The sequence below is a fragment of the Veillonella sp. oral taxon 158 genome, assembly GCF_018376515.1.
GTDB lineage: Bacteria > Bacillota > Negativicutes > Veillonellales > Veillonellaceae > Veillonella > Veillonella rogosae.
Genome location: NZ_JAHABE010000004.1, coordinates 102,231 through 121,723 on the forward strand (window position 1 = coordinate 102,231; position 19,493 = coordinate 121,723).

The 19,493-nt window shown below is 39.3% G+C and carries 16 protein-coding genes; 9 read left to right on the top strand and 7 right to left on the bottom strand.

Annotated features, from left to right (window positions below):
* The first annotated feature begins 319 nt into the window (after nucleotides 1-319).
* A complete protein-coding gene (locus tag KH364_RS03940; protein ID WP_273298691.1) occupies nucleotides 320-1,186 on the top strand; it encodes a DMT family transporter in 867 nt (288 codons plus the stop codon).
* A gap of 89 nt (nucleotides 1,187-1,275) precedes the next feature.
* Here KH364_RS03940 and KH364_RS03945 read toward each other — a convergent pair whose 3' ends face one another.
* From KH364_RS03945 to KH364_RS03955, 3 genes are all read right to left on the bottom strand, one after another.
* Entirely contained in the window at nucleotides 1,276-2,034 is a 759-nt protein-coding gene (locus tag KH364_RS03945) for a hypothetical protein (protein WP_273298692.1), read from the bottom strand.
* Nucleotides 2,035-2,265: 231 nt separating this feature from the next.
* Nucleotides 2,266-4,089 (bottom strand): ABC transporter ATP-binding protein, encoded by a 1,824-nt coding sequence (locus KH364_RS03950; protein ID WP_273298693.1) that lies wholly within the window; start codon nucleotides 4,087-4,089, stop codon nucleotides 2,266-2,268.
* On the bottom strand, nucleotides 4,086-5,969 hold the full coding sequence (locus KH364_RS03955; RefSeq protein ID WP_273298694.1) for an ABC transporter ATP-binding protein: 1,884 nt from the start codon (nucleotides 5,967-5,969) through the stop codon (nucleotides 4,086-4,088). Before KH364_RS03955 ends, KH364_RS03950 begins: the two co-directional genes overlap by 4 nt.
* Nucleotides 5,970-6,179: 210 nt before the next feature.
* Here KH364_RS03955 and KH364_RS03960 point away from each other — a divergent pair, with 210 nt between their 5' ends.
* The 7 genes from KH364_RS03960 (at nucleotide 6,180) to KH364_RS03990 (ending at nucleotide 14,066) form a co-directional block, all read left to right on the top strand.
* Nucleotides 6,180-7,646, top strand: a complete 1,467-nt coding sequence (locus tag KH364_RS03960; RefSeq protein ID WP_009351845.1) for a DASS family sodium-coupled anion symporter — start codon at nucleotides 6,180-6,182, stop codon at nucleotides 7,644-7,646.
* Between the two features lie 384 nt (nucleotides 7,647-8,030).
* Nucleotides 8,031-8,435 (top strand): PACE efflux transporter, encoded by a 405-nt coding sequence (locus tag KH364_RS03965; RefSeq protein WP_273298695.1) that lies wholly within the window; start codon nucleotides 8,031-8,033, stop codon nucleotides 8,433-8,435.
* Nucleotides 8,436-8,493: 58 nt separating this feature from the next.
* Nucleotides 8,494-8,997 (top strand): hypothetical protein, encoded by a 504-nt coding sequence (locus KH364_RS03970; RefSeq protein ID WP_021147700.1) that lies wholly within the window; start codon nucleotides 8,494-8,496, stop codon nucleotides 8,995-8,997.
* 152 nt (nucleotides 8,998-9,149) lie between these two features.
* Nucleotides 9,150-10,283, top strand: a complete 1,134-nt coding sequence (locus KH364_RS03975) for a PLP-dependent aspartate aminotransferase family protein (protein ID WP_273298696.1) — start codon at nucleotides 9,150-9,152, stop codon at nucleotides 10,281-10,283.
* Between the two features lie 10 nt (nucleotides 10,284-10,293).
* Nucleotides 10,294-11,478 (top strand): MalY/PatB family protein, encoded by a 1,185-nt coding sequence (locus KH364_RS03980; protein ID WP_273298697.1) that lies wholly within the window; start codon nucleotides 10,294-10,296, stop codon nucleotides 11,476-11,478.
* Nucleotides 11,479-11,557: 79 nt separating this feature from the next.
* Nucleotides 11,558-12,517, top strand: coding sequence for a homoserine O-succinyltransferase (metA, locus tag KH364_RS03985; RefSeq protein ID WP_195186631.1), 960 nt, complete (start codon nucleotides 11,558-11,560; stop codon nucleotides 12,515-12,517).
* A gap of 277 nt (nucleotides 12,518-12,794) precedes the next feature.
* The gene (locus KH364_RS03990; protein WP_273298698.1) at nucleotides 12,795-14,066 is read left to right on the top strand and encodes an O-acetylhomoserine aminocarboxypropyltransferase/cysteine synthase family protein; all 1,272 of its coding nucleotides are present in this window, start codon (nucleotides 12,795-12,797) and stop codon (nucleotides 14,064-14,066) included.
* A 523-nt stretch (nucleotides 14,067-14,589) separates the two neighbouring features.
* Here KH364_RS03990 and KH364_RS03995 read toward each other — a convergent pair.
* Entirely contained in the window at nucleotides 14,590-15,177 is a 588-nt protein-coding gene (locus KH364_RS03995; protein ID WP_273298699.1) for a PepSY domain-containing protein, read from the bottom strand.
* Between the two features lie 354 nt (nucleotides 15,178-15,531).
* On the opposite strand from KH364_RS03995, the gene KH364_RS04000 reads away from it, so the two are divergent.
* Nucleotides 15,532-16,098, top strand: a complete 567-nt coding sequence (locus KH364_RS04000; RefSeq protein ID WP_273298700.1) for a biotin transporter BioY — start codon at nucleotides 15,532-15,534, stop codon at nucleotides 16,096-16,098.
* A 183-nt stretch (nucleotides 16,099-16,281) separates the two neighbouring features.
* On the opposite strand, the gene KH364_RS04005 is transcribed toward KH364_RS04000, so the two are convergent.
* The 3 genes from KH364_RS04005 to KH364_RS04015 are packed head-to-tail and all read right to left on the bottom strand — an operon-like array spanning nucleotide 16,282 to nucleotide 19,471.
* Nucleotides 16,282-17,046 (bottom strand): TIGR03943 family protein, encoded by a 765-nt coding sequence (locus tag KH364_RS04005; RefSeq protein WP_273298701.1) that lies wholly within the window; start codon nucleotides 17,044-17,046, stop codon nucleotides 16,282-16,284.
* Between the two features lie 23 nt (nucleotides 17,047-17,069).
* Nucleotides 17,070-18,605, bottom strand: a complete 1,536-nt coding sequence (locus KH364_RS04010; RefSeq protein WP_273298702.1) for a permease — start codon at nucleotides 18,603-18,605, stop codon at nucleotides 17,070-17,072.
* Complete coding sequence (locus tag KH364_RS04015; RefSeq protein ID WP_273298703.1) at nucleotides 18,602-19,471, bottom strand: GTP-binding protein; 870 nt, start codon at nucleotides 19,469-19,471, stop codon at nucleotides 18,602-18,604. The genes KH364_RS04010 and KH364_RS04015 overlap by 4 nt, the downstream gene beginning before the upstream one ends.
* Nucleotides 19,472-19,493 lie beyond the last annotated feature (22 nt).

A 19,493-nucleotide genomic window follows, 5' to 3' on the forward strand; every position in this document is an offset into this window, starting at 1 on the left:
GTTCTTTATAAAGTCTGTAACTATAGGAACAGATTGTAATGTTTGAACGATGTATACTTAGGCGTTTGGGAAACTCTATTATTGTTAGATAATGAAAATTTATATCAATAAATAGAAAGAGTTCGATATAAGGGAACTAAATTTTTATAATATTAGTAATGTATTATGGTAATATTAAAATATGTTATGTAATATATACTGCGTTTTGATGGACTTAGTTTAGATAGGATGAGTTAGTTCTCAATCACTTGTGAATACGTGTATTTAGCGTAATGTAACTTTAAAGATCCTATATAGATACTGTGAAAGGTGGATGCTAATGACAAATCGAATGAAAGCTATTTTGGGTGCATCTGCCACGATTGCCGTATGGGCTACAGCATTTCCGTTTGGTAAACTGGCATTACAGTCAGTAGATGCATTGACACTCTCTGTAGCAAGAGTGGTAGGTGGTGCTATACTCATGCTAATTATTGGTGTATTCAAAGGATTACACATCCCTACATCTTGGCGCGAGTGGGGCATATATATTTTATTAGGTGCTACAGGGAATTTCGTTTATCAAATCGTTTTTAATGAAGGACTTCGCACAATCCCAGCGGCTACTTCAAGTATTATTATGGCTTTGACGCCTATGACGACAGCACTTTTAGCATTAGTGGTCTATAAAGATAGAATACGTCCTGTCGGATGGATCTTTACTATCACTGCATTTATAGGTGTAGCTATTATTATTCTTTGGAATTCTACTCTTACAATTCCTATGGGTGCATTGTGGACTTTATTAGGTATGATATTGTTTGCGATTTATAATATCCTCAATCGTGGCCTTAGCCTGAAAGGTTATAACTCCATTACCATAGCTATGTGGTCAATGTTTACAGGTGCCATTATGGCATTACCTTTTGCAGATCATGCTATTGAAATGATTGTACAGGCACCACTTAGTGCACAACTAGCCATGGTGTATTTGGCTTTCTTTTCCAGTGCTTTAGGATTTGTATTCTGGAGTTATGCTTTTGAACATGCTGAAAAGGTATCTGATGTAACCAACTTTATGTATATTTCACCAATCGTGGCAGCTATAGTAGCGGCATTCTTATTGGGAGAATTTCCAAACATGGGGCTTTATATTGGGGCACCAATCATATTAGGATCATTGTTCTTGTTTAATCGATATAGATGATGGGTTTGATGTAAAGGACCTGTTTTAATCTTAAATAAAAGTATATAGATACGAAAAGAACCTCAACATTTTTGCTGAGGTTCTTTGTATTATAATTTCTTTTTTGTTAGTTTTTCATAGAGTATTTTACCCATCTTATAGTTATCATCAGAGATTTCTAATTTATGAGATGGTAATTCAAATAGTTTTGTTCGATCTTTATCAAAACCGGATACATCTTTTACGCCTACCATATCAGCAGACCTAGCAAGTGATATCTCTTTAGTTTCTTCGTTAATAAAGTAAAGATAGGCATCTAAACCAAAGGATTTATTTTCATCCTTTCTAAATGTAGTAATAACCGCAGGAGCAAAAATTACTAGTTCTTTTTCTTTTCCTGCAGCTATATGTGCGTAGTTTGTATCTACATACTCTGCATATACATAAGGTTGGCCGGATTTTATCGTATCGTAGTCTGCAGTATATACTTCAACCATATGTAAATCAAAAGTAGTTCCTAGAAAACTACTATACATGGCAGATTGTATTTCTGCTGTTTTCTCCACTGGTGGACGAGGGGATTCCTTTTTCATAGAACTTATAATTTGTTCTTTTCTTTGAATGCCCCGTTTTTTACGATTTTCTATGGTTCTTTTATTTTGCTCATCTAACTCTTTTTCACGAACTACCGTAGCTTCTTCTAACGTATCATAATATGTAACTTTTGATTTTCCAGCTCCCATCTCTACTACTGCATGAATTTCTTTTTTATGAGATTCAGCATTTTTCGGTGTGCTAGCATTTGCTAGACAAAGAGGGGCTAAGAGGGTGCAAGCAATACTCGCCAACACAAGGTTCTTCACTATCATAATATACTCTCCTTGTTATACAAAACAATTACAAGTAAATTATAACATAAAAATAAAATAAAATTAAATATAATCTAATTAATAATTAAGAATTGATTAAAAAGTGATTGCTATATAAAGAGTTAATTAAAATACCCACTACCTATAGATGAGGCAGTGGGTATTTTCTTGTTTTACTATTGTAGGTCAACAAGCTTGAAGTATGTTGGTTCAAGATCGTATTGATATAATTTATACGCTCATGCCCGCAGCATAGTTTTCGTATAGTTCTTTATAGTGACCACCGCGTTTGATGAGTTCGTGGTGTGTCCCTTGTTCTACGATGGTGCCGTTTTCTACAACTAGTAGGAAATCGGCATTTTTTATTGTTGATAAGCGATGGGCGATAACGATACTAGTTCGACCTTTGAGAAGGGTGTTCATGGCTTTTTGAACCTCCAGCTCGGTTCGGGTATCTACGTTAGCCGTTGCTTCGTCGAGGATAAGAATGCTAGGGTCTGCCAAGAAGGCACGAGCGATGGTAATTAATTGGCGTTGACCTTGAGATAGGTCATCACCACCTTGTTTGAGCACTGTATCATAACCATTTGGCAAGGTGCGGATAAAGTGATCTGCCATGGCAAGCTTTGCTACATATTCGATTTCCTGACGACTAGCATTTGGCTTACCGTAGCCGATGTTATCAGCAATAGTGCCTGTGAAAATCCATGCATCTTGCAATACCATGCCTACCGTATTATGTAAGCTTTCACGAGATACGTCACGAATGTCGACGCCATCAATGGTGATACGGCCTTTCATAATATCGTAAAAGCGCATGATGAGGTTCACTAAGGTTGATTTACCAGCTCCCGTAGGGCCTACAATGGCTACCATGGATCCACCAGGAATATGAATGTTGATATCCTTCATAAATACATTAGAGGGGGTATAGCCAAAATCAACATGTTCAAAGTCGATAGTGCCTGTATGCGTTATAGGATTCGAGGTATTAGTCATTATAGAGGGATCTGAGCCAATCGTATCTGTGTTAATAGGGGATTTACTATTAGATAACACAAGTTTTCCATTATCGATTTCAGAAGGTGTATCTATGATCTCATAAATACGGCCTAAAGCGGCGGCAGTTTCTTGAAATTTTGTCATAATGTAGGAACTACGAGAGAGTGGATCCGATACTTGGCCTACATAGAGGAAGAAGGCCTGGATATCACCAATAGAAATAGCACCACGCAACACCATGAGGCCCCCTTGAATAGCGACGAGGCAATAGGTGAATTGATTTAGAAATTTTACAAGAGGTTCTACGAGCTGACTCGTAAAAGCAGCGCTTCGCATACTTTTAAATAGATTTTCATTCAGCACCTGTACTTGATTCGTCGTAGTATCTTCCAGACCAAAGGTTTGAATGATTGGTTTTCCTACAACAATTTCTTCAATGCCACTATTGAAAGCGCCTAAGGCATTCTGATTTCTAAGGTACACGCGGCGTGCTCGTTTAGATAGCCACGTTAAACATACGATGCCGACTAGTATAATACCGATAATGGAGGCCCCTAATATAGGGCTAATCCAAAGCATCATAGCAGTAGCACCAATAATGCCGATAATGGCAGAGACAAGGCCTGGTACACCTTCACCGATTGTTTCTGCTACAGTATCTAAATCAGACGTAAGGCGGCTTAGTAAATCGCCCCGCTGGTGATCGTGAAAGTACTCGATAGGCAATGAGTATAAATGAGTACTCATGCGTGTACGTAAAGCGAGTACTGTCTTTGAACCGATAGAAGCCATCATGTATTCCCCAAAGTAGGTGAATAAGGCATGCCCACTATAGATGGCAATGAGCCAGAGGATGATTGTATCAATAGAGGCAAAGATAGTATTAATATCTTGATCTGTTTGTAATCCACTAACAATAGCATCTACCACTTTACCAAGTAACACTGGAGCGGAGACCTCAAATATAGCTGCAGTAATAAGTGCTAAGATGAGGAGAGCAAGCCAGCCCCATTGGCTTTTAGATTCGACTAGGAAACGACGTAATGGGCTCATGCTGTCACCTCCTGAGATGCTAAAATCTGTTGATATACAGTAGAGGTAGTCGCTAGCTCATCATGTGTGCCATATCCTGCAACTTGACCTCTGTTAATGATTAGAATATGGTCTGCTTTTTTTGCGGCGCTTACCTTTTGCTCCACAGAAATGAGGGCTGGTCGATTGTCCTTTTGTAACTCCTCATGTAGTGCTGTACGAACAGCACGCTCTGTAGTGCCGTCTAGGGCGGAAAAGCTATCGTCGAATATGAATAAATCAGGTTTACGCACTAAGGCTCTAGCCATGGCGAGGCGCTGTCGTTGACCACCAGATAGATTGGTACCACCTTGGGAAACCATATACTGGTAACTACCTTCAAGACGATTGATAAACTCATCTGCCTTAGCCAAGTGGCATGCATTTTCTACATCTTCTACTGACAGTACTTGTCCTGATGCGGCTCCATATCGAACGTTCATATCGATAGTTCCGGTAAACAAATAAGCCTTTTGTGGTACATAGCCAATATGAGCGCGCAAGTCATCTACATTCCACTCATAGATGGATTTACCTTTAAAGAGAATATCTCCAGACTCGATGGCGAAGAGGCGGGGGATGAGGTTAGTGATTGTACTTTTACCAGAACCGATATCGCCCATAATCGCCAAGGTTTTGCCGTGATGTACCGTAAAGGAGATATTTTCAAGTGCAGGGGACTCAGCATTATCGTAACGGAAGGTAACGTTGCGGAATTCCAAAAGTGGTGTATTATCGTTTGCCGTTGCCGTTGCCGTTGCCGTTGCCGTTGCCGTTGCCGTTGCAGTTGCCGTTGCCGTTGCGGTTACGGTTTCTGTACCTGTAGAGGTTTGGTAGCTTCCTTGATTAGTAGAATGCTTAGTAGATTGAGACATTGAATTTGTAATACTACTAGCATATGGTTCTGGGAATGTATCTGTATTTTCGTGTTCTAACAACTCACGAATGCGAGCGTAACACACGATAGCTTCCGGGATGTCGATGATTACGAATATGGCCATGAGCATGCTCAATAGGATGAGGTTTGCATACTCGATAACGGCCATGATATCACCAACTTGTAGGGAGCCCATGCTGACATTGTAGCCGCCGAACCAGAGAATAGCTACGGTACTCATATTAAATAGAATGAGTATGGTCGGTAAACCGATAGCAAAGGTTTGGCGCAGTTTTTTGTTCAGTCGGGCGGACTCTGTGAAAATAACAATTTCCTTGTCGTTTTCGTAGGTTCTCCTGTTGAAAGCTCTGATAACAGGCATACCTACGATATGATCTCGAACCATATCGGTGATATCATCTAGCTTTAATTGTATAGCTTTGATAATTGGCAAGGCGCGACTTTCAATAAAGATAATGGTAAGTATCATGCAAGCCATAACGGCAAGGATGACGAGACCTAGTTGCCAGCTCTTATAGAAGGTAAGTCCTAGACCGACGCAAATCATGAGTGGCATAGGGAGGATCATATTTAAACCTTCCCCGAGAACAGATTGAATTTTTTCTACGTCCCTGCTTGTGCGCATCAATATGGTGCCGGTACCAAAGTGGGTAAAGTCGCGGAGTGAAAAGCATTGTAATGCTTTTACTAGATCGTCACGCAATACCTTGCCTAAAGATGCTGAGATATGCGCACTCATAGCAACGCCTAGAATAGCGGATAGGACGGTTAGTAGTGCCACAACAAGCATGTTCATGCTAGAGTTCGTGATCATGTCTAAATCGCCACGAAGTACACCATCATTGATGATGGTTGCCGTTAATGTTGGTATATATAATGTGCCTGCCACGGTGAGTAAGGAAAGAAGCGATACTATGGCAGCAGGAAACCATAAGGGTTTTATATAATGCATAAATGGTTTCATGTGAATCCTTTTGATAAATCAATAATTTTTGATATTTATATTATATTGCATAAAATTAAAATTATCTAGTAGGATGAAATTTATTACTAAAAGTTTATTATCAATTAATAAGTGTTATGATTAAGTTTATATCATCTTATTAAAATTTTTGATATACTAAATAAGCATTTTTTTGTAATTTTTGTTTTGAAGTAGTAAGGAGAGTTTCTAATGAAGTTGAATTGGAAATTATTCGCACCGCTTGTAGTAGCTATTATTGTATGGCTCATCGGTGCTCCTGAAGGTCTTAGCGCAAATTCTTGGATTTATGTAAGTATTTTCGCTGGCCTCGTGGTAGGGTTGATTTTAGAACCAATGCCACCAGCTTTCATCGGTATCATTGCTGTTACCGTGTCTATGTTGTTTAAGGTTGGTCCTGCCCCTGTGGTAGATAAAGCAACCGGTGTCGCTAAGGCGATTACTGATGCGCAAGCTATCAGCTGGGGCCTTAGTGGTTTCTCTAATGCCATCGTATGGTTGATCTTTGCCGCTTTCATGATTGGTATTGGTTATGAAAACTCTGGCCTTGGTCGTCGTATTGCTTTGTTCCTTGTAGCAAAGCTTGGTAAGTCTTCCTTAGGTCTTGGTTATGCCATTGCTATTACGGACCTTGTGTTGGCTCCATTTATTCCAAGTAATGCGGCTCGTTCTGGTGGTACGATTTATCCAATCGTATCTAGTATTTGTCCGATGTTTGATTCCTATCCAGATAAGAACCCTCGTAAAATTGGTTCCTATTTGAACTGGGTCGCGTTGGCAACTACATGTGTGTCTAGCTCTATCTTCTTGACTGGTGCAGCGCCAAATCCATTGGCTCTAGAATTGTCTGCTAAATCTGGTATCGTAGCGGCGAACTGGGGCACATGGTTCCTCGCATTCTTGCCAGTAGGCCTTATCTTGTTCATCATCACTCCATTGTTGACCTATGTATTCTGCAAGCCAGAGGTGAAAGGTTCTCCTGAAATTGCAGCCTGGGCAAAGGATGAGTATAAGAAACTAGGCTCCATGACACGCAGTGAAATCTTCATGGCCTTAATTTCTGTATTGGCTCTTGTGTTGTGGATTGGTGCTTCTACATTCAAAGTAAACCCTACAACAACAGCTTTAATTGTTATTATTTTGATGATTTTCACTAAGATTATGACATGGCAAGACTTCCTTGCTAACAAACCAGCATGGAATGTTTTGACTTGGTTTGCTACACTCGTACCTATGGCTTCGGGCCTTAAAAATGTAGGCTTCTTAGACTGGCTTGCTAAATCTGCTGGTGGTTCTTTGGTTTCTTTAGATCCTACAATGGCAGTTCTTGGTTTGCTATTAGCATTCTGCTTGCTTCGTTACTTCTTTGCATCTGGTACTGCTTATGTAACAGCTATGGTAGGTTTATTTGCTACTTTAATTCTTCAAATTCCTGGCGTTGATCCAGCGCAAGTCATGTTGATTCTGTTAGTACCGATGGGTATTATGGGTATCCTTACACCATATGGTACTGGTCACAGCCCAATTTGGTTTGCTAGTGGCTATAACAAAGGTCCTGAATTCTGGAAATTAGGTGCTATCTTTGGGATTATCTACCTCGCTATCTTTATCGTGGTGGGGATTCCATGGATTCAGTTCGTAATGCCACTTTTAGGATAGGCTTTCCGCCGCCATATGTCTCTCTGCGCTCCATTTGCTGCAAGTCGCTGGATAGACATATGGCGGCTTCTTCTATCTTAAAATGGCAAAACTCACTTCAAGAGGGCAAGTCGCTTAGTAGATACAATGCGGCTTCTTTTTATCCTAAAATGGCATAGCTCACTTCGGGAGGGCAAGTCGCTGGATAGACATATGGCGGCTTCTTCTATCTTAAAATGGCAAAACTCACTTCAAGAGGGCAAGTCGCTGGATAGACATATGGCAGCTTTTTCTATCTTAAAATGGCAATACTCCACAAAATTCGACAAATCTATAAAAATCAATATAATAGTGGTGTGATGGTAAATTACTTGTCTGGGGTTTTTACTGGAGGTGTTTATTATTATGTCTACTTCGGAGCGTGTGGTGCAGTCGATTTTATATGAGCTTGGTTGTATTTTAATTGGTTGTTTGGTAATGCACTTTGTTCCGCATGAGGGACAGCCTTTTGTATTAATGGTTATTTTTTCCTTGCTGGCGATGGTTTGGAATTTTGTGTTTAATTGGATTTTTGATAAACTAGTACCAGGTGATCGATTAGCGCGAGGCCCAATCATTCGTACGGTTCATGCTGTGTTATTTGAAGGCTTATTTATGATTGCAACGGTGCCAATTATTATGTACATGATGCAGATGACCTTTTGGATGGCTTTTATGACGGATATAACGATGACATTGGTTATCTTAGGTTATACGTATGTGTATAATTGGGTATATGATCGGGCGCGTCTATATTTTGTAGAGGCTTAATTTGAAATATGAGGTAGGTACCTCTTGTAAAATCTATATCGTATAGTAGGAGGTTCTTATGTCCACAAAGTCTATTACGGGCACAGGTCTATTGTTGGCCGTAGCCTTATTGGCGCAAAGCTTGCGTCTCATTTTCCCATTTATTCCTAATCAGGTGAGCATGTTTCTCATCGGTTCCATTACGTCTGCTACGTTTGTACTCGCCACATGGCGCTATGGTTGGAAAAATGGTCTTGTTATTGCTTGGATTGCACCAGTAGTAGCACATTTACAAGGCATGTTGCCGTTGCCGCCGTTTATTTTGATTACCGCCCTTGGCACGACAGCCTATGTATTCGTAGCCCACTGGTTACAACATAAACCAAAGGCTTTACTTATTATTGTTGCTGCCTTGGTAAAAGCAGGCGTTCTTTTTGGTGGTTATTCTTTGTTCTTTTCATTGTTTCAATTCCCACCAAAGATTGTAAACACTATGTTATTTGTATCTAGTTGGCCACAATTAGTGACATCCTCTTTGGGCATTATTTTGGCTCTACTTATTACAAAACGTACTAAAAATTAGTCTAACTTAACTTAGAGTTATGACAACCCATTCAAAATAGATATGACTTTTTAGGGGCACTCAGGCTGTATGAGTGCCCATTTTTGTTGACCTTAATCATTGTCTACTTTTATAATTAACATATTGTATACAAATATGAGGAGTTGATTGGAATGAAATTTAATACAAAATGTGTTCACGGCAGTGGCAAGCCAGATAATACTGGTGCAATTTCCCCTGCAATTTATATGTCTAGTACATTTTCTCATCCACAATTGGGTGATACAACAGGTTACCAATATACGCGTGAGTCTAATCCGACGCGCGACCGATTGGAACAGTTAATAGCAGGCCTTGAAGAAGGTTTAGATGCGTTGGCATTCTCTTCTGGTATGGCCGCAGTGGACGCCGTATTCCATTTATTCTCCCCTGGAGACCACATCATTTTAGGTGATGACTTATATGGTGGTTCTATCCGTATGTTCACCAATATTTATGAGAAAAACGGCATAGAATTTACATATGTAGGTACATCTGATCTTGATGCGGTGAAAGCAGCTTTTAAACCGAATACAAAGGCTGTTTATATTGAAACGCCAACAAATCCTATGATGGAGATTACTGATATTCGCGCTCTCTGCGCGTTAGCCCATGAGCGTAATGCGCTTGTAATCATCGACAATACATTCTTGAGCCCATATTTCCAAAAACCTTTAACGTTGGGTGCAGATATTGTCGTTCATAGCGGTACGAAATTCATCGGTGGTCATCACGATGTAATTTCTGGTTTCACTATTGTGAAAGACGATGAATTGGCTGCTAAATTGCGTCTAATTTACAAAACCGTAGGTGCTTGCTTATCTGCAATGGATAGCTGGCTCGTAATTCGCGGCGTTAAAACATTGGCCCTTCGTATGGAGCAACACCAAAAGAATGCCATTGCCCTTGCTGAATGGCTCAAAACACAACCTAAGGTAACAAAAGTATTGTTCCCAGGCCTTCCTGAACATCCAGGCTATGAAATCAATAAAGCTCAAACGACTGGCTTTGGTGGCATGTTATCCTTCGAAGTAGATAGCGAAGAAACGGCTAAAACAGTATTGGAAGGCATTGAATTGATTCAATTTGCTGAAAGTCTTGGTGGTACAGAGTCTTTATTGACTTATCCTGTAACACAAACCCATCCAGATTTAAAGCCAGAAGATGCAGAACGTAAAGGTATTACACGTCGCTTATTGCGTCTATCTGTAGGTATTGAAGACACAGATGATTTGATTGCAGACTTGGAACAAGCTTTCAATAAATAAAGGAGTTCCTATGGGACAATATAATTTTGATCAAATTTTAGATAGAACCCACACAAAATCGTTGAAATACGATTTTGCTGTAAAGCGCGGTAAACCAGCAGATGTGTTGCCGTTCTGGGTAGCGGATATGGACTTTGAAATTCCGCCTGAGTTGAAACAAATCTTATTGGACCGCGTGAACCATGGCGTATTTGGTTATACCGAATCCGATGATGAATACTTTGAAGTGCTACAAAATTGGTTTACTACGCGCTTTAACTGGACGCCAGACCGAAAATGGCTCGTTAAAACTCCAGGTATCGTCTTTGCTTTGGCTATGGCTGTTCGCGCTTTCACCAAGGAGGGGGAAGGGGTACTCATCAATCAACCGGTGTACTACCCATTTAGTATGGTTATCGATGATAATGACCGTCGTCTCATCAATGTGCCATTAATCAAAGGCGAAGAGACGTATACTATAGATTTTGAAGGTATTGAACGCGCTATCGTTGAGGAAAATGTAACATTATTCCTCTTGTGTAATCCTCATAATCCAGTAGGCCGCGTGTGGACTGAGGACGAGTTAAAACGACTTGGCGATATTTGTATTAAACATAATGTACTCATCGTAAGCGATGAAATCCACGCTGACTTTGTTTGGAAAGGGCATACTCATAAGGTTTTTGCCGACCTTGGTGAAAGCTATGCAGAGCATTGCATCGTATGTACTGCACCGAGCAAGACTTTCAACATCGCCGGCTTACAAGTAAGTAATATTTTCATTCCTAATGATTCCTTACGTCGTCGTTTTATTAAAGAAATCGACCGTGCTGGTTATAGCCAGCTAAATACAATGGGCATCGTTGGTTGTGAAGGGGCCTACAAAGTGGGTGCCCCTTGGCTCGATGAGTTAAAAGAATATATTCAAGATAATATTCAATTCACCATCGACTATGTAGCAAACTATATGCCGAAAATTCATGTATATCGTCCAGAAGGGACGTATCTCATGTGGCTAGATTGCTCCAAGTTGCCATTAACCCCAAAAGAGCGTGATGAATGGATTATCAATGAAGCTAAATTGTGGCTTGATACTGGTTCCATGTTTGGCGTTGATGGGGAAGACTTTGAACGTATCAATGTAGCGTGTCCTCGTAAAACATTGGAAGAAGGTCTTGAAGCTTGGCGCCGTGCCTACGAGGCTAGAGGCTTTTAATCAGATTAGTTAGATTATTTAGATTAGTTAGATTATTTAGATTAGGTTATCAAATTGTTAAGTGTGTAGAGGTGATAATATGCCTATTAAAGTAATAAAAAATTTACCGGCCATAACGAAATTAGCTCAAGAGAATATTTTCGTAATGGATACAGAACGGGCGGAAAATCAACAAATCCGACCTTTGAATATTCTGTTAATCAATTTGATGCCTACTAAAGAGATTACAGAGACTCAAATTTTACGTGCTCTTAGTAATAGCCCATTACAAGTTAATTTAACCTTAATACATACTGCATCTCGAAAATCAAAAAATACAGATGAGCAGTATTTAGAAACTTTTTACCGTACCTTTGAGGAGGTAAAAGACGAGTTCTTTGACGGCATGATTATTACAGGGGCTCCTGTAGAGTTAATGCCTTTCGAAGAGGTAGACTATTGGCCTGAGCTAGTAGAAATTATGAATTGGGGCGAAGAGCATGTATACTCTACGTTCTATATCTGCTGGGGCGCTCAAGCTGGTTTGTATCATCATTTTGGTATTAATAAATCCATTATGGATGAGAAATTATTTGGCGTGTACGAACATGATATCTACAATGATCGACCATTACTCTTACGTGGCTTCGATGAAAAGTTCTGGATGCCACACTCCCGCCATACCACAGTTTCCTTGCAACAAATTAAGGAAAATCGCGATTTGGAACTCTTAGCGGGTTCTGACCCAACAGGTGCAGCTATTGTTCGTAGCTTAGACAATAAACATATCTTTGTCTTTGGTCATGCCGAATACGATTGGGACACACTCAATCGTGAATATGAACGGGATATCAAAAAAGGTATGGATATTGCGGTTCCTGAAAATTATTTTCCTAACGACGATCCAAAACAACGTCCTATCGTACGCTGGCGTTCAGTAAGTACATTATTATTTACAAATTGGTTAAATTATTATGTTTACCAAGAAACACCGTACATCATTGAACAAATTCAAAAAATGAAATTTGAACGCGATAAAAATTTAGGTGCCTATATCTAAACTATCGTATGTAGCTATTGCCCCTAATTACTTCTGATAATCTCTAATATGGACTATTCAATTAGAAGTTACTAGGGGCTTTTCTGTACATTCATTTATACAGTTACTTAGCTCGCTAGAGTAGGTTGAAACTACTTGGTGACTTTTAAAACCCACCATAGTTTTAAGTTATGGATAAGTTCATATAAAAAATAGTAGACATAATTTTTAAAGCATAGTACTATACTAGGTATAAACAACGAACTAAATTCACAGTTAACATAAAGGAGTTGTCATAATGAGTAAACAATACAGATTTGAAACATTACAATTACATGCCGGTCAAACGATAGATCCAACAGGTGCGCGTGCAGTACCTATTTACCAAACTACATCTTTCGTATTTAAAGACGCAGAAGAAGCAGCAGGTCGTTTTGCCTTAACTAATCCTGGTGGCATTTATTCCCGCCTTGGCAATCCTACTACTGATGTATTGGATGCTCGTGTGGCACAACTTGAAGGTGGTGCTGGTGGTATCGCAGTCGCATCTGGTTCCGCAGCGATTACATATTCCATTTTGAACGTAGCTAATGCGGGCGACAATATCGTAGCAGCTTCCACTTTGTACGGTGGTACTTACAACTTGTTCACAGCTACATTGCCACGTCTTGGTATCGAAACTAAATTTGTAAATCCTGATAACTTAGAGGAATTTGAAGCAGCTATCGATGAAAATACAAAAGCTGTTTACATCGAGTCTATCGGTAACCCTGGTATCAACCTTATCGATGTACAAGCAGTAGCTGATATTGCACATAAACACAACATTATCTTGATCGTAGATAACACATTTGCATCTCCATACTTGTTCCGTCCATTAGAACATGGTGCTGACGTAGTTGTTCATTCTGCTACTAAATACCTTGGTGGTCATGGTACAACATTGGCTGGCGTAGTTGTAGAATCTGGTAAATTCGATTATAAAGGTTCTGGTAAATATCCTGGCTTCTCCGAAGGCGATGAACACTATAATGGTTTAGTATATGGTGATTTACCAATTCCATTCACTGTAAAAATCCGCGCTCAATTGCTTCGTGATACTGGCGCATGCATTACTCCACTTGCATCTTGGCAAATCTTGCAAGGCATTGAAACATTATCCTTGCGCGTAGAACGTCACGTTGAAAATACTCGTAAAGTAGTAGACTTCTTAAGCAAACATCCAAAAGTAGCGTGGGTAAGCTATCCAGAATTAGAAGATAACAAATACAAAGCGTTGGCTGATAAATACTTCCCTAAAGGTGTTGGTGCTGTGTTCACATTCGGCGTAAAAGGCGGAAAAGAAGCAGGTATTAAACTTGTTGACTCTTTGGAAATCTTCTCCAACTTGGCTAACGTAGCCGATGCAAAATCCCTTGTTATTCATCCAGCATCTACAACACATGCACAACTTAACGAAGAACAACAAAAATCTGCTGGCGTAACACCAGACATGATTCGTTTGTCCATCGGTCTTGAAAATGTAGATGACATCATCGAAGACTTGGCACAAGCTTTAGATAAAGCATAATCTCTCAATTCTCCATTTAGAAAAGCTATAAATCAAACTTTCAGAAAATACAAATGACATCCTTAAGCTAGACCTCGCTTAAGAAATAGAACATATAACTATCAAACCTATAAAACTTATACAAAAGACCTCCCTGCGTGGGAGGTCTTTTTGTGTTGGATTATATATTCTGTTTAACAGTAAATTAGATTATCTTAGGTATGACAAATCTCTCTATAGAGATAGTAACATATGGGATAGCGTTTATATACAAAAAAGACCTTGGATTCAATGATCCAAGGTCTTTTAAAGGGAGTATAGTGTGTGTAAGGTTCGGTCTGTGGTGTGTGAACACAGACCATTTCCTATTGTGTGAGATAGGAGTTAGGGAGCCCGTAGTGAGTCCTACGGGCTCTTTGAGTTTGTGTGTTAGTTTGTGTTAGAGAGCGTATCCAGTGGATACTGTGTGTATAGTATGTGTGTTATATGTGTAGTGTGTCATCTAAGTGGGTTAGGATAGGGTTCACTTGATGAGTTTAAAATCTTAGTATTTTGTGTTTTTAACTTTAGCGCTTAAAACTTTACCGTTCATGCCATCAACTTTAACTTCAGCTTTTTTGCCGCCGCCAGTTGTCATGTCGAATTCGTATACAGCTCGGCCGTTTTCACGTTCAACAGTCCATTCCATAGTTTGGAAGTCAGCACCAACTTTTTCGATAGCTTTTGTTTCAGCTACTTCAGGGATGATGATGTTTTGAACGTTGATAGCTTTGTTGCCTTTTGTGTAGCCTTTAACTTCTTTACCAACGATTTGACCAGTTGCTTCGTCTACTTTGATTTCTACTTCACGGTTGTTGTAGTAACCTTCTACTTCATAGTAAGGGTTGTGTTTAGCGTCATAGGAAATAGATTTTACAGATGCGCCAGGGAATTGTTGATGGAATACTGTAACAGCGCCCATGTAATCAACAGAATAGTTAGCTTGAGCGGATGGAGCTACGCTACCAACACCGTTCCAGTTGCTATGATTGTTGTAAGCATGGTTGCTAGCTGCGCCAACTACACCTGCTAATAATACTGTACTAACGCCGAATGCACATAAAACTTTGGATACTTTCTTAACATTTTTCATAATGAATGCCTCCTGATACCAAATTATAAGTTTCGTTTTTTTACGATTTTGTGAAAGTAGATTTTACTCAATCTACTTACGTATAATTTAATCTTGTTATATGAATATAAGATGAAATTAATGTTTTTTTGCATGAAGATGAGTATATCTTTTAGTTATTATGAACTGTTGACAATAACTATAAGGTATAGTCAAAAAGATAAGAAGTCTTAAAAATGTAGTATATATAGTTATATATAGTATTAGACTACATAGTTAACTAAAAGTCAATAATTGAAGTTGACAATTAAAAATACAAGTGCTTTAATTTAGGTAAGTAGTAGTTTGTTATTGTCTTATTAATGGAGGTATACCATGAGTTCTACCGTATCGAAACAAACTCGAATTACGACCCGTCAGCTAACAATGACTGCACTATTTGTGGCTTTGATCGCCGTAGGTGCTTTCATACGGGTACCATTACCTAACTGTCCGTTTACATTGCAGATTTTATTTACCACATTGGCGGGCATTGTCTTAGGTAGTCGTTTAGGCGCTGCTAGCGTAGGTATTTATATTGTACTGGGCCTTATCGGCGTACCTATCTTCACCTCTGGCGGCGGTCCTGGTTATATTTTACAACCCACTTTTGGCTATTTGATTGGCTTTATGGTTGGTGCTTATGTTGTGGGGCGAATTGCTGAATCGATGGATACCTTATCCTTTAAACGATTATTAGTGGGTTCTATATTAAATCTATTAATTGTATATGGCCTTGGTATGGTCTATCTATACTTCATTATGAACTTGTATTTAGGTAAACCAATTGGCGTTGAAGCTGTTATTATTACGTGCTTCTTAATTCCAGTAGGTCCAGATATTTTCCTATGTGCTGTAGCAGCATCTTTGGGTAAACGAATCGTCAAAGAACTACATCACTAATACAATGCGTTTATTGTGATATCTTAATTGTACAGATATTCTAATTATATAGATATGATTATTAGCATACAGCTTGAATCTCTAAATTTACTTAAAAGTATGGAATGTAAGATCTATGTATAACTTAATCATTCTTATTAAAAACGAGGCATATAGCCTCGTTTTTATTTGTTTAATTCTGTTTTATGGATATACATAACCTAAGATTGGTTCTGCAGATTTGATTTTTGTAATTTCTACATATGGTTGTTGACGACCGTGGAAGTCTCGAGTAGATACTTTGCCTTCGATAGATACCCATTGTTCATTTTGTAAGCTGTCTCCATCTGTTTTGTATGCAGTCATGCCGATAGGGGCGACGTCAGCGATACAGCAAGCCATAGCCATGCGAGAAATAGTAAATTCGTTAGATTTTAATGTATTATCTTCACGATTTACATAGCCTGTCATATATACAGTGTAATCTTTATATTGCTCTGCATTAGATCCGACTTTTACAATGGTTTGATAGAAATTATCGGAGTTTAAAACGATTTCTTTTTTCTCTTTAGAAATGCCCGGTTCTTTGCTTTCACTATTAACCGTAATAACCTCACCAATAGCGTCGTTTGTAAAGTCAAAGTTGTTGGTATCATCATTTACGCGAACGGCACCGTGAACACCTGTAGATGGAACGAGTACGGGTGGAACGATGAGCAATACAATAGGGATAATAATTGGAACTACAGATTTCCAATTGTGTTTGTAATATCTTGATGGAGCCCAAATAATCGTCGCTAGACCGCCTAAGATGAGGGCCACGCTGCTAATTCCGAGTAAAAGCTCGTAACGCGGTGCGATATAGTTTAAATAACGACCTGTCACGATGAGGTACACACAACAAATACCTAATGTGAGGTACAGCAAGCCTTTCACGATGGAAAAGCGATCTTTTAGTCTTAATGTCATGAAATCATCTCCTTTTGTAATCATTAGCTTAAAAGAAATTGATATGCTAGAGCCGCTAGATAGGACATAACGGCAATGGTTATGCTTAGTCGCACAATAAATGCAGTAGGCATATATTGTTTTAATAGATATATATTTTTTATATCTAACATAGGCCCCAAGATGAGGAAGCCCATAACTGAACTAATCGGGAATAGAGTGCTTAAGGACTTGCCGATGATAGCATCCGATGTAGAACAAATAGAGAAGAAGAACGCCAATACTAATAGAATTGGAATGGCGGCGAAGTCTGGTAATGTAAAGCCAGCCTTGAGTAGCCACGGCTTACCATATACTTGGACTACAGATAATACGCCAGCTGCCATAGAGAAATAGAATAGGAGTTGGGAAAACTCTTTTTCCATATGGATTAACAGCCGTTTCTTATCAATATGCTTAGATTTAGCTGATTCTAAGACGATTTCTTCATAGCTAAGGTTCTGAGGCGTTCTTACTTTCATCGTAGATGTAGATAGAGGCCAGAATCGGAAGGATAGGGCCACTAATAAGGCCACACCTAGGCCTAACACGATACGCCATAGGGATAGCATAGGATTGTCGGGAAATGCATACCACGTAGAGAGTATGGTAACGGGATTGATGATTGGACTAGCCAGCATAAATAGAAGCGCTACCGATAGAGGGATACCTCTATCTACGAGTGCTTTAAATAGTGGGATGATGGCACAGTCACAGATGGGTAATGCAAAACCACTAATCATAGCAGCACCATAGCTTTTCCAAGAGTGATCGCCCAAGAGTTTTAATAACACCTTTTGTGGTACGAAGTAGCGAATGACCGTTGAGCCCACGGTTCCTAATAGGAGGAACGGAATTGCTTCGATAACGAGACCCGTAATAATGGCAAAGCAGTGGTGTATGGAATAAGGAATATCGTGTCGAAAGGCAGTAACTAATAGTATATAAGTGGTAATACCGATAACTAATAGATTAGGGATTAGGCCCCATGTTGAATTTCGACATAATTGCTCTACCTTTTCAGGGCTAGGTTGTGTAACAATTTTTGCTTCTCCGTTGTAGGTGCGCAATAAAGCGTGATGTGCAGGCGTTTCTGTGATAATACAGTCTGCGCTATACAATTGACTTGCTACGTCATTTCCTAAACCAGGTAATATGGTTGATACAAATTGATCTGTACAAATATATAATACCTTTTCTATTTGTAATAGATGGCTCAGTTTTTCACTATATAACAAGGTTTCCAATTGGTGAAAGCCGAGCATGCCGTTCCACTCAATCCAAATTTCTTTGGGGTTGACTCGCTCTATATAGTTTGCGATTTCACTAGCTATAGTGTCGTAAGAGGATGGATTCGTAGGACTGATAGCACTCAATGTATCTGCATCGAGCTGTAATGGCTTTTTGATAAGCTCTACACTGCCTTCTTCGGCACTAATAAGTGCTGTACCACCTAACTTTTTACGGTGTTGTATTTGTTCGTTAATGAAGGTGCTTTTACCAGAGCCAATGAAGCCTGTAACGATATAAACAGGTATCATGATTGACACACTTCGTTATGTACCATTGGTACATTAAAATCTGTGCCGATAACGACTAAGCTATAATCGGTAGACTCAGTAGGTGCAAGGGAACAGTAATGTGTGCCATACTGAAGTTCGTGAGGTCCTTCTGTAGTTGGTACAATACCTTTTGCACGAAGTACTGTATCTGGCATGCCTTCTAATATGGTTTTCCATTGTACGAGGCTGAGAGTACGCAAATCTTTAAAGGTATGACTCATAAATAGATGTTCATCATGCAAGCAGTTGTCGTCGTGACAATGATAGAGTCGTTTGATGTAGTCCCGCAGGGAAAGGGTATCCCATGCTTCTTCGTGGATTGGCGTATTAGGTGCAAGGTCACGAATCATACGTTTTGTAATACTTGTTTGTTGAATATCCTCTGTATGGCTCAAGAAGATCGCATCGCTATGGGTAATTTGATCTTTAAAGAAGAGCCCGAAGTTTTTGATAAACATAGGTGCCTGCATTGCATCAACGGTCGTAACTGAAGCGTGCACATAGGCGGATTTTGCAATTTCTTCATCCTTACAAGTATGGATGATTTCACTTAATTTGCTGACACCAGATGGCTCGATATAGATAACATCAATTTCGTAATTTTGGAGAATATCGAGCAATGCTTGTTGAAAATTACCTTGTAAGCTACAACAAATGCAGCCAGATGTAACTTCGCGAACGGTAGCACCTGATTTAGCGAGATTTACCGCGTCAAGGCTGGTTTCGCCAAAATCATTTTCTATGATGAGAATTTTATCTGTAGATTTATGTTCTTTTAGTATATGTTGTAGGAATGTTGTTTTCCCAGATCCGAGAAATCCGGATATGATAACTATTGGAATCATATACACCTCCTGAGTAATGTAA

Bases quoted from the DNA above. Each gene is read 5' to 3' on its own strand.
- KH364_RS03940 (WP_273298691.1), top strand. From the start codon at position 320: ATGACAAATCGAATGAAAGCTATTTTGGGTGCATCTGCCACGATTGCC.
- KH364_RS03945 (WP_273298692.1), bottom strand. From the start codon at position 2,034: ATGATAGTGAAGAACCTTGTGTTGGCGAGTATTGCTTGCACCCTCTTA.
- KH364_RS03950 (WP_273298693.1), bottom strand. From the start codon at position 4,089: ATGAGCCCATTACGTCGTTTCCTAGTCGAATCTAAAAGCCAATGGGGC.
- KH364_RS03955 (WP_273298694.1), bottom strand. From the start codon at position 5,969: ATGAAACCATTTATGCATTATATAAAACCCTTATGGTTTCCTGCTGCC.
- KH364_RS03960 (WP_009351845.1), top strand. From the start codon at position 6,180: ATGAAGTTGAATTGGAAATTATTCGCACCGCTTGTAGTAGCTATTATT.
- KH364_RS03965 (WP_273298695.1), top strand. From the start codon at position 8,031: ATGTCTACTTCGGAGCGTGTGGTGCAGTCGATTTTATATGAGCTTGGT.
- KH364_RS03970 (WP_021147700.1), top strand. From the start codon at position 8,494: ATGTCCACAAAGTCTATTACGGGCACAGGTCTATTGTTGGCCGTAGCC.
- KH364_RS03975 (WP_273298696.1), top strand. From the start codon at position 9,150: ATGAAATTTAATACAAAATGTGTTCACGGCAGTGGCAAGCCAGATAAT.
- KH364_RS03980 (WP_273298697.1), top strand. From the start codon at position 10,294: ATGGGACAATATAATTTTGATCAAATTTTAGATAGAACCCACACAAAA.
- metA (WP_195186631.1), top strand. From the start codon at position 11,558: ATGCCTATTAAAGTAATAAAAAATTTACCGGCCATAACGAAATTAGCT.
- KH364_RS03990 (WP_273298698.1), top strand. From the start codon at position 12,795: ATGAGTAAACAATACAGATTTGAAACATTACAATTACATGCCGGTCAA.
- KH364_RS03995 (WP_273298699.1), bottom strand. From the start codon at position 15,177: ATGAAAAATGTTAAGAAAGTATCCAAAGTTTTATGTGCATTCGGCGTT.
- KH364_RS04000 (WP_273298700.1), top strand. From the start codon at position 15,532: ATGAGTTCTACCGTATCGAAACAAACTCGAATTACGACCCGTCAGCTA.
- KH364_RS04005 (WP_273298701.1), bottom strand. From the start codon at position 17,046: ATGACATTAAGACTAAAAGATCGCTTTTCCATCGTGAAAGGCTTGCTG.
- KH364_RS04010 (WP_273298702.1), bottom strand. From the start codon at position 18,605: ATGATACCTGTTTATATCGTTACAGGCTTCATTGGCTCTGGTAAAAGC.
- KH364_RS04015 (WP_273298703.1), bottom strand. From the start codon at position 19,471: ATGATTCCAATAGTTATCATATCCGGATTTCTCGGATCTGGGAAAACA.